Origin of the sequence: Cysteiniphilum sp. 19S12-1, from assembly GCF_052030685.1 — a bacterium.
Taxonomy (GTDB): domain Bacteria; phylum Pseudomonadota; class Gammaproteobacteria; order Francisellales; family Francisellaceae; genus Caedibacter.
The window spans coordinates 111,381-120,876 of record NZ_JBQAJM010000003.1; the positions used below are offsets into that span (position 1 = coordinate 111,381).

The 9,496-nt window shown below is 38.6% G+C and carries 9 protein-coding genes and 1 pseudogene; 3 read left to right on the plus strand and 7 right to left on the minus strand.

Annotated features, from left to right (window positions below; all coding sequences use genetic code 11):
- Positions 1-311 precede the first annotated feature (311 nt).
- Positions 312-920, minus strand: a complete 609-nt coding sequence (gene rnhB, locus ACTS4L_RS01830) for a ribonuclease HII (RefSeq protein ID WP_440616981.1) — start codon at positions 918-920, stop codon at positions 312-314.
- Between the two features lie 4 nt (positions 921-924).
- Positions 925-1,668 (minus strand): RNA methyltransferase, encoded by a 744-nt coding sequence (locus ACTS4L_RS01835; protein WP_440616986.1) that lies wholly within the window; start codon positions 1,666-1,668, stop codon positions 925-927.
- Positions 1,669-1,747: 79 nt separating this feature from the next.
- Between ACTS4L_RS01835 and ACTS4L_RS01840 the strand changes: the two genes are divergently transcribed.
- Entirely contained in the window at positions 1,748-2,554 is an 807-nt protein-coding gene (locus ACTS4L_RS01840; protein WP_440616980.1) for an inositol monophosphatase family protein, read from the plus strand.
- Between the two features lie 14 nt (positions 2,555-2,568).
- Positions 2,569-3,849 (plus strand): 16S rRNA (cytosine(967)-C(5))-methyltransferase RsmB, encoded by a 1,281-nt coding sequence (gene rsmB / locus ACTS4L_RS01845; protein WP_440616979.1) that lies wholly within the window; start codon positions 2,569-2,571, stop codon positions 3,847-3,849.
- Here rsmB and ACTS4L_RS01850 read toward each other — a convergent pair.
- The 3 genes from ACTS4L_RS01850 to tyrS all read right to left on the minus strand — a co-directional run bounded on the left by ACTS4L_RS01850 (position 3,842) and on the right by tyrS (position 6,057).
- A complete protein-coding gene (locus ACTS4L_RS01850; protein WP_440616978.1) occupies positions 3,842-4,471 on the minus strand; it encodes a PDC sensor domain-containing protein in 630 nt (209 codons plus the stop codon). The two genes, rsmB and ACTS4L_RS01850, sit on opposite strands and share 8 nt — an antisense overlap.
- A 14-nt stretch (positions 4,472-4,485) precedes the next feature.
- Positions 4,486-4,683: a hypothetical protein gene (locus ACTS4L_RS01855; RefSeq protein WP_151192646.1), complete on the minus strand. Its 198-nt coding sequence runs from the start codon at positions 4,681-4,683 to the stop codon at positions 4,486-4,488.
- Positions 4,684-4,857: 174 nt separating this feature from the next.
- The gene (gene tyrS, locus ACTS4L_RS01860; RefSeq protein ID WP_440616977.1) at positions 4,858-6,057 is read right to left on the minus strand and encodes a tyrosine--tRNA ligase; all 1,200 of its coding nucleotides are present in this window, start codon (positions 6,055-6,057) and stop codon (positions 4,858-4,860) included.
- Positions 6,058-6,257: 200 nt separating this feature from the next.
- On the opposite strand from tyrS, the gene ACTS4L_RS01865 reads away from it, so the two are divergent.
- Positions 6,258-8,060: a peptidoglycan D,D-transpeptidase FtsI family protein gene (locus tag ACTS4L_RS01865; RefSeq protein WP_440616976.1), complete on the plus strand. Its 1,803-nt coding sequence runs from the start codon at positions 6,258-6,260 to the stop codon at positions 8,058-8,060.
- Here ACTS4L_RS01865 and ACTS4L_RS01870 read toward each other — a convergent pair.
- Complete coding sequence (locus ACTS4L_RS01870; protein ID WP_440651650.1) at positions 8,057-9,142, minus strand: calcium-binding protein; 1,086 nt, start codon at positions 9,140-9,142, stop codon at positions 8,057-8,059. The two genes, ACTS4L_RS01865 and ACTS4L_RS01870, sit on opposite strands and share 4 nt — an antisense overlap.
- A gap of 3 nt (positions 9,143-9,145) precedes the next feature.
- Positions 9,146-9,496, minus strand: a pseudogene (locus ACTS4L_RS01875) (IS1634 family transposase); the annotation flags it as partial.

Consider the following 9,496-nt stretch of genomic DNA (forward strand, 5'->3'; position numbering starts at 1 on the left):
TTTGTTACATATGCTTTAAAGTTAATCACGTATCAATTTTGTTACACAGCGTTACCCCGCTGAAACTGTCTATTTATAAATCTTTTTCTATACTGCATTTGTCCCCCACAATAAACTCTCAACAAGGAGAACATCATGCACAATTTATATAAAAACACTAAAACTGCAAAGACCCCAGCTTGGAAAAGAGCATTAACAGCATATGTGTCATTTTGTGATTTGCAAGCACGTGTGCGCGATCAGTATTAATACAACCCAGTAATTAGTCAGCTTATCGCTCATCTAGCATCTTGTAGGAAAGGCTGAGCAGGTTAGGATAATTGAACTTGTTTCTCATTTACAATTTCATCAACACTTTCTCTATCAATACATCTTGCCACCGGCGCAAAACTCTTGCGATACATATCCAAAACACCATACTTTTCAAGTAATTCCAGATGCACTTTAGTCGGATAGCCTTTGTGTTTGGCAAATTGATATTCTGGATATTCATAATCTAATTCAACCATCTGACGGTCTCGATAGACTTTAGCGAGAATCGATGCCGCACTTATCTCTTGTACTTTACTGTCTCCTTTTACAATTGCTTCTGAATTAAAATCCCAAATCGGCAGGCGGTTACCATCTACAAGCACTTTATCAAAGTCAATATCAAGCATAGCGACCGCGCGATGCATAGCTAACAAGCTTGCTTGCAAAATATTATACTGATCGATCTCTTGTGCACTACACTCAGCAATTGCATAAGCCTTTGCTTTATCCGTAATTTCAGTGAAAAGTACCTCACGTTTTTTCTCAGTGAGCTTTTTTGAATCCATTAATCCCGTAATCGGTTTATCTGGATCTAAAATCACAGCTGCAGCAACGACTGAACCGACTAATGGTCCACGCCCTGCTTCATCGACACCAACAATTATCATTTAACTAGCCTTTATCTTCATTTTTAATTTCACTCAAAAAACCACGCAAAATATTAATCTCTTGTGACTCAAGTTGTGCTCGTTGAAATAGCCGCTTTAATTTATCAACAACATGTCCTGGCTTATCAGGATTTAAAAAGCCAACAACTTGCATTTTATGTGCTAGTTCATCATAAAAGCTTTGGACTTCTTTAGCGGAAGCTTTTTCGCGGACATGGTTTTGTGTTGGTAAGACTTCCACCTCATTATGCGATAAATATTGTTTAAATACCTCATAAGCAACAATTTGCACGGCTTGTGCCAAGTTTAATGAGGTATACCCTTCATTGCTTGGAATAAATGCATGATAATGACACATCAAAAGCTCTTCATTAAAAAGTCCCGTACGCTCACGCCCAAAAATAATCGCTACATTGAGACCTTTGCTCACATGCGCCATTGCCTGTTGTGCGGCATCTTCAACACTAAGCATCGGCAAATCCATACGCCGTGTTCTGGCACTGGTGCCAATTACCAGATTGACACCTTCAAGTGCTTCAATCAGCGTTGATACAATCTTGGCATTATTAACAACATCAGTGGCATGAGCGGCTGTCGCCATTGTCTGCTCATCTGGCAGCTGTTTGGGATTCACCAGATAAAGCTCTGTTAGTTGCATATTGAGCATGGCGCGAGCACTCGAGCCAATATTACCCGGATGCGAGGTCTCAACGAGAATGATTCGAATTTTATTTAACATCTTTAAAATAGAAACTATCACCTTAATACTAAATCAGGTATTATACACAACTAATTTTTTATTCGGGTAAAAGCTAAAGGTATTTTTCATGCATCCAATGATGAATGTTGCAGTTAAAGCTGCACGCAAAGCAGGTCGTATGATCTTAAACGCAAGTGAAAACATGCAAAACGTTAAGGTTGAAACAAAATCTCCTAATAACTATGTCACCAATGTCGATATTGATGTTGAAAAATCAATTATTGATATCTTACAGCGCGCGTTTCCAGATCAGTATTATATTACTGAAGAATCAGGCGAGTTTGGCAATGAAGATAGTGATCACACATGGATTATTGATCCGATTGATGGGACAAATAACTTTATTCATGGCATCCCGCATCATTGTGTCTCGATTGCAATGCAATTTCGTGGTAAAACAGAGCTTGCGGTCATTTATAACCCTTATTTAGATCAATTATTTACGGCAACTAAAGGTTCAGGTGCCCAGCTTAATGGTCAGCGCATCCGTGTTGCTCATCGCAAAGACTTCTCAGGTTGCTTGTTTTCAGGCGCTTTGAAATTCAGCAAAAAAGTCTTCGCACATACTTATCCTGAAGCCGTACTTGATCTACATAAAGAGATCTCAGGTCTTCGCTATTCTGGCTCATTAGCACTTGATATGTGTTATGTTGCTGCAGGTTACTTAGATGCTGTTTGGACATCAAGAGATGCTAAAATCTGGGATACCGCCGGAGCCGCCCTTATGATTAAAGAAGCCGGTGGTATGTTATGTGGATTAGATGGTGGTGTTAGCTATTTAGATGACGGACGACTAATTGGAGGTAATCCGCGCATCGTCGCCAAACTAACCAAGTTTTTGACCCCCCATTTGGTACCTGCTGAAAAAGCTTAACCTAAATCTACACAATGAAAACATTAACCAATCCACGTGCTATCGCATGTTCTATTATTCATCAAATCACTCAGCATAAAGACAGTTTAGCGTCTTTAGATATCACACTTCAACACTACTCACTGACGGAGCAAAATCGTCGTTTAGTCTATTTGTTATGCTATGGTGTGTTTCGCCAATTTTTTTATCTTGAGTATATTTTTAACCTGCAAGCTCAAGGCAAAACCAAACCAAAAGTGCGACTATTAGCAATGATTGGTTTATATCAGATTATCTTTATGCATAAACCACTACATGCATCTATTAATGAAACCGTCAGTGCGTGTGATGAGCTTAATGTTAGTAATGCCAAATCATTTATTAATGCATTATTACGCCAGATCGATAAAGCATCCTTGCCAAGTAATCATCATTTCAAAGAATTCCCTGATTGGTTGTATGGCAAGCTTAAAAAACACTACGCCAATGAACTTGACAATATCATTACCAATAGTAATATTCAGCCGCCGGTTTTTCTGCGTCTTAATCAACAGCAAAGCCCTGAGCAAGTTCTAAAGGCACTTCAAGATAATAACATTGGTTACAAAACAACAACCATTGACAACTGTCTTCAACTCAATGAAGCACAAAATATCAATGATTTACCTTTATTTTCTCAAGGTTTCTTTAGTGTACAGGATCACTCAGCTCAATTGGCCGCACATATCTTAGCACCACAAACACAAGAGAAAATTCTTGATGCCTGTGCCGCACCTGGTGGTAAAAGCGCGCATCTGTTGGAACTCTGCCCTGACATTGAATTAACCATTATGGATAATAATGCTAAACGTTTTGAACGGATTAAAGAGAATCTTGCGCGTTTGCAGTTAGATAAACTTAACATTGATTATGCCATTCAAGATGCCTCAGAACCACTGAGTAAAAATATTTTATTTGATAAGATATTAATTGACGCGCCATGTAGCGCCACTGGTGTGATTCGGCGCAACCCAGATATCAAAGTGCTACGCACGCCCGAGGAAGTCAAAGAGATTGTCCAAATTCAACAGCGCATTTTAGATAATCTTGTGAGTTATCTCAAACCTAATGGCTTATTTCTTTATGCTACTTGCTCTATTTTGCCTGAAGAAAATGACAAACAAATGGCAAACTTCCTGCAAACACATTATGAGTTTACTGTCGTTGATATTCCAATGATGGATAACAAACTCAAACAAGTCCATGGTTACCAGATTTTACCCACCCAAAATAGTGGAGATGGGTTTTACTATTGTCTATTACAAAAAATCAGTTAAATTCACTGAGTTTAATATCCTCAATTGCTATTAATGCTTTGGCAATGCCAATTAATTTTTTATGCGCGTAAATTGGCATATAGATTGGTGCAACAACTTCTGATGCACTATCATCATACTCAATCTCACCATAATAAAGCTTACCCAACCCGTTATTATAAGCAGTTTTCCACCATTTCTCATCTGCTTGATAAAAATCCGTCGTCATATTGGTTTGGCAAATATTCATGCCAGATAAATCAGTGACCAAAATCTCAACAAATGCAGGATGCTCTGCCTGAAACTGCTTTAATTTAACCGCACAGGCATTATAAAGCAAAAGCTGAACATTATAAGTATCGCGCATTTTTTGCATATTCTGGTCAATTGCCTGATAACGCGCTTCCGGTAATGGTGTTTCCTCAGCTAAACGCTTATTGGCGTGCACGAGCATTTGGGTGATACGACTATTGGCAAAAAGCTCATTTAATTGCGCTTGACGCACATCTAAATGTGATTTGAGTTCATCTGCATATTCACCTGTCTCAAGATCAGACTTACTTAAGGATCCTTTATCATGACTACCACAGGCAGTCAGTACCACCAACATCACACTTAAGATTAACGCCTTTAGTTGCTTCACACGGCACCAATTAATTATAAGTCTTCATGTTCAACGGTATTGCTTTTCTTTGATGAGAACAAAGATACAATAAATTTAATTACGCGATAGACAATTGCAACACCAATGGCAACTAACAAGATCCAAAATAAAAAGATAAACACATGATAAAGCACCACTAATGCCGTTAATATCACAAAAATAACCAAGACTTCCTGAATAAATTTTTCCATTTTATTTCCTTTTGCTTTTTCTTACTTTTTATTGCTTTTTTCTTTTGCCATTCTCTATGTAATGATTAAGAAATAAGTTGCGTTTTAATTATCCCCTCACCCGCGCAGCGCAAGCTGCGCGAGCGATCCCTCAAAGAGAGAGGTAATGGCTGATGCAACTTATTTTCATCATTACTATACCAGTGTAATCTTAGCAAACTTTCTTTTGCCAACTTGATAAACGTCTGAGGTTTTCTGCTTTAATGTAAGCTGTGTATCTTCAACCTTATCGCCATTTATTTTGACCGCGCCTTGCTTAATCATACGAATCGCTTCAGAAGTACTTGAGACCAAACCCGCTAGCTTTAAAACATTCGCAATCGGCATGTTATCTTCTGCTAATGTAATCGTTTCTTCTGGCATATCCTCAGGGATCTGATTCTTTTGGAAGCGATCGATGAAGTTTTGATGTGCTTTTTGTGCTGCCGCCTCATCATGAAAGCGCGCAATAATCTCTTTAGCTAAATCAATCTTCACATCACGCGGATTTTGACCATTATTAACCGCTTCTTTTAAGCTTTCAATTTCAGTCATTGGTTTAAAGCTTAATAACTCATAATAACGCCACATCAGCTCATCCGAAATCGACATGATTTTACCAAACATCTCATCTGCAGGCTCTTCAATACCAATATAGTTATTGGCTGATTTAGACATTTTTTTGACACCATCAAGACCTTCTAATAATGGCATAGTAATAATCACTTGTGGCGCTTGCCCTGCTTGCTTTTGTAACTCACGTCCCATTAATAAGTTAAACTTCTGATCTGTCCCTCCTAACTCAATATCTGCAACCATAGCCACCGAGTCATAGCCTTGTACTAATGGATATAAGAACTCATGAATCGCAATGCCTTGTCCAGATTTGTAGCGCTTAGAGAAATCATCACGTTCAAGCATTCTGGCAACGGTTTGTTTTGATGCAAGCTTAATCATATCACTTGCGCTCATCTGATCAAACCAATCACCATTGCGCTTAACGACCGTTTTTTCTTGATCTAAAATTTTGAAAATTTGTTTTTGATAGGTCTTAGCATTCTCTTCCACTTCTGCTTCTGACAACGGTGGGCGCGTGGCATTTTTCCCCGTTGGGTCACCAATTTGTGCGGTAAAGTTACCAATTAAAAAATGAATTTCATGCCCTAAATCTTGTAACTGGCGCAACTTATTGATCACCACAGTATGCCCTAAATGGATATCAGGTGCCGTCGGATCACAGCCAAACTTGACAATAAGTGGCTTTTTCCTTTTTAACTTTGCAATCAAATCTTCTTCTAAAAGCACCTCTTCGGCACCACGCTTAATCACACTTAACGTTTCTTCAATGCTATGCATAGCGATCTATTTACCTTCTTTTTCTTTTTTATTTTCTGTCATTTTCGATAACCCTCAAACTGCCTCTATGTATACCAATATTAGCCACAAAACGCAATTACCACGGACAATTATTGGCAATTCTGATGCTAGCTGTTGTCTTAACACTGCATTTTCCGGTACACTCACGAACTGTGACAGTGACCACGATATTTTTATGCATGAGACAATATACCAATAAGAAAGATAAGCAATCAAAAGAAACTAACACGTATAATGCCAAACCAAAGCGTACACCAAAACATAAGTGGCGCTTTTTCTTTACATTCTTCCTGATTATTTCCGTCTTCCTTGTGCTGGTTTATCGCTTGTTTTATTTAGAAACCAAAGATCATAATTTTCTATCTAATCACGGGCAAAGTGAGAGTCATCGCACCATTGATTTAGATGCAACACGCGGCATTATCTATGATCGCAACGGCATTCCATTGGCAGTAAGCACCAATCTGTATAAAGTTATTTTGGATATCAAGGTTTTAAAAGATTATCCTGAAAAATATCAAAAGATCGATGAAGCAAATATTGACGGTCTTTCATTAAGTGACATTCAAGCACTCATCAGTAAGTATCCCAATAAACAATACTATATCGCTGCACAATTTGTTGAACCCTCAAAAATCGATGATTTAAAAGCATTACATATCCCAGGAATTGAGATTGAGGATCAAAATAGAACCTACTATCCTAAAGCCAATGAAATAGCTCCTCTTATTGGTTTTACCAACATTGCCAATAAAGGACAAGACGGCTTGATGATGACCTACCAAAATAAGCTGCATGCAGAGAAAGGCGCACTATCTAGCACGTTGGATGGTAAAGGACATGCGATAAGTTTTAATGATCAGCCGCAACATTATCATTTAGGTAAAAGTATTGATTTAACCATTGATAGTAATATTCAAAGCTTTGCCTATCAAGCGCTTAAAAAAGGAGTCATTGACACCAATGCCGACTCAGGCGCTGCTGTTGTTGTTGACCCGCAAAATGGTGAGATTCTAGCACTTGCCAGTTATCCAAGTTTTAATCCTAATAACTTCAATGAGCATACTGGTAAGCCCGTTGCCTTACAACCTGTTATCGAGACCTTTGAACCGGGTTCCACCATTAAGCCATTTTTCATCTCTCAAGCACTTCTTTCGGGAAAGTACACGCCAGATAGTATGATTGATACCAATCCCGGTTATTATTTCTTGCACGGGCATCGCATCCGTGATGATGCCAACTTTGGTGATATCACCTTGACACAAATTCTTGAGAAATCGAGTAATGTTGGTGTCAGCAAAGTCACCTTAACACTCGATAAAGAAAAGGTTTATAATTTCTTGTCAAGCTTAGGCTTTGGACAACCTTCAACCGTTGATTTCCCGCGTGCAACCAATGGCTATTTGCCACCTTTAAGCTCCTTAAGCAAGTTTGAGTTTGCCACCCTTTCATTTGGTTATGCGTTAACGAGCTCAGCCTTACAATTAGCACATGCTTATACGATTTTTGGCAATGATGGTAAACTCTGTCCAATGCATTTGGTTAAACCAAAGCATCCAGATAAAATCAACTGCCGTCAAGTATTGCCTAAAGACATTGCCAAAGAGGTATTGGCTATGCTACAAACAGTCGTCAGTATTCATGGCACGGGTGTGCTTGCTAATATCCCGGGGTTTGATGTTGCGGGTAAAACAGGAACCTCACATCGCGTTGCCAATGGCAAATTCATTAATGAGTATAACGCCATTTTTGCAGGTGTCGCACCTGTTAAAAACCCAAGGCTTTCAATTGTTGTTTGGATCAACAACCCCAAAGGTAGTCACTTTTATCAGTTCGGTGGCGTATCAGCAGCACCTGTTTTTGCCAGTATTGCTAAGCATTCTTTGCAATATATGGGTGTAGCTTATCAACAACCACTGAGTGAGTATGAGTTATTAAATAGAAATAAAAAGTGGTTATTACAGATTATTGCCAATAACTAAGCTGATTTTGGCATCCAAGCTTTTGCCAGTGTACTTTTGATCTCATCTTGTTGGTCTTTGTTCAATAGATCTTCACCAACACCGGTTTCAACATTAAAGCTTGCCAATGTTTGAATGATCACATCAATTTGTTTGTTGCTTAGTACAAATTTACCAACCTCAATCTCATCAATTTGATGCTCTTCAGATTCAAACCAGTCAGTTACAATGATCTCTTTAGGCTTATTTTTGTCTGCCAAATTTTTAATCATTAAATTACTTACTTCTCGATAAAATCTTAGGTCTGTTGTTTTAACACCATTGAGCTTGATAAAATCAGAACTATCATCACTATCATAATTATTAATAACTGTATTGTTGGCTTTTTTGAAGTTGACTTGATAATAATCGCTGCCATCGCCTCCGACTAATGTATTGTTATCACCATGCGCGATAAGCCTATCATCTCCTTGCTCTCCGTTTAAATAATCATCACCTTTTTTAGCACGAAGGATATCATCACCGCTACCACCAAAAAGCTGATCCGCACCATCATTACCCGCATATAGGGTATCGTCTCCAGCCTCACCATACAAGACATTGTCACCCCATTGTGCATAAAGCTGATCATCACCGCCTCCTGCATAAATGACATCATCACCTTTACCTGCATAGATCAAATCACTCCCATCGCCACTATAAACAGTATCATCTCCAGCACCGGCATATATCTGATTACTCATTGATACTTGTAAATCATTTAGAGTCAACAAATGTTCATCTATGACTTGACCGGGATAAAGTATGTTAGGAACCTCATGGCTGGCGCTACTCTCAACAGTAATAACATCATCGCCAGCACCAGAGCGAATAGTATTTTGACCGGATTGAACCTCGATAAGATCATTGCCGCTACCTGTGATAATCATATTATTACCGTTACCTGCATAGATCTCATTGTCACCATGACCTGCTTTAATCCCAACTTGGTAAGCAAAAATTCTGAAACGTATACGATATAAGGCTTTTCGCCATACATAAAGGTGCGTTAAGGCACTACAGATTTTTTGTGTTTTTTGATTTTTTGTGAAGCTGTGATCGATGCGTTATAGCGTTTTGATGATCTGCTTTAATGGAATAGCTGGGGCATTACAAGCTTTATAAATCTTAGCCTGCTCGTGATTGGGCTTAGCTGACTTACGAATATGTAAGGTTTTTCCTTCTTTGGTTTGCATCGTTGTCGTGACGCGATAATGCGTGCTTAACTTTAACAAAATAGTCTCCCAACTATCGTGAATATCAACTTTCTTAAGCTGAAAGCGAATACAATGCAAAATATGATAGGCAAGTATACTAATAAAAATATGACCACTGATACGAGCTGTGGTTTGATGATAAACCGGACGCATCCCTAAGTCACTTTTTAATATTCTAAAGGCGGCTTCAATGTCATTGAG

Excerpts from the sequence above, each read along its gene's own strand:
- rnhB (WP_440616981.1), bottom strand. The coding sequence starts at position 920 with ATGATAATTGTTGGTGTCGATGAAGCAGGGCGTGGACCATTAGTCGGT.
- ACTS4L_RS01840 (WP_440616980.1), top strand. The coding sequence starts at position 1,748 with ATGCATCCAATGATGAATGTTGCAGTTAAAGCTGCACGCAAAGCAGGT.
- rsmB (WP_440616979.1), top strand. The coding sequence starts at position 2,569 with ATGAAAACATTAACCAATCCACGTGCTATCGCATGTTCTATTATTCAT.
- ACTS4L_RS01855 (WP_151192646.1), bottom strand. The coding sequence starts at position 4,683 with ATGGAAAAATTTATTCAGGAAGTCTTGGTTATTTTTGTGATATTAACG.
- tyrS (WP_440616977.1), bottom strand. The coding sequence starts at position 6,057 with ATGCATAGCATTGAAGAAACGTTAAGTGTGATTAAGCGTGGTGCCGAA.
- ACTS4L_RS01865 (WP_440616976.1), top strand. The coding sequence starts at position 6,258 with ATGAGACAATATACCAATAAGAAAGATAAGCAATCAAAAGAAACTAAC.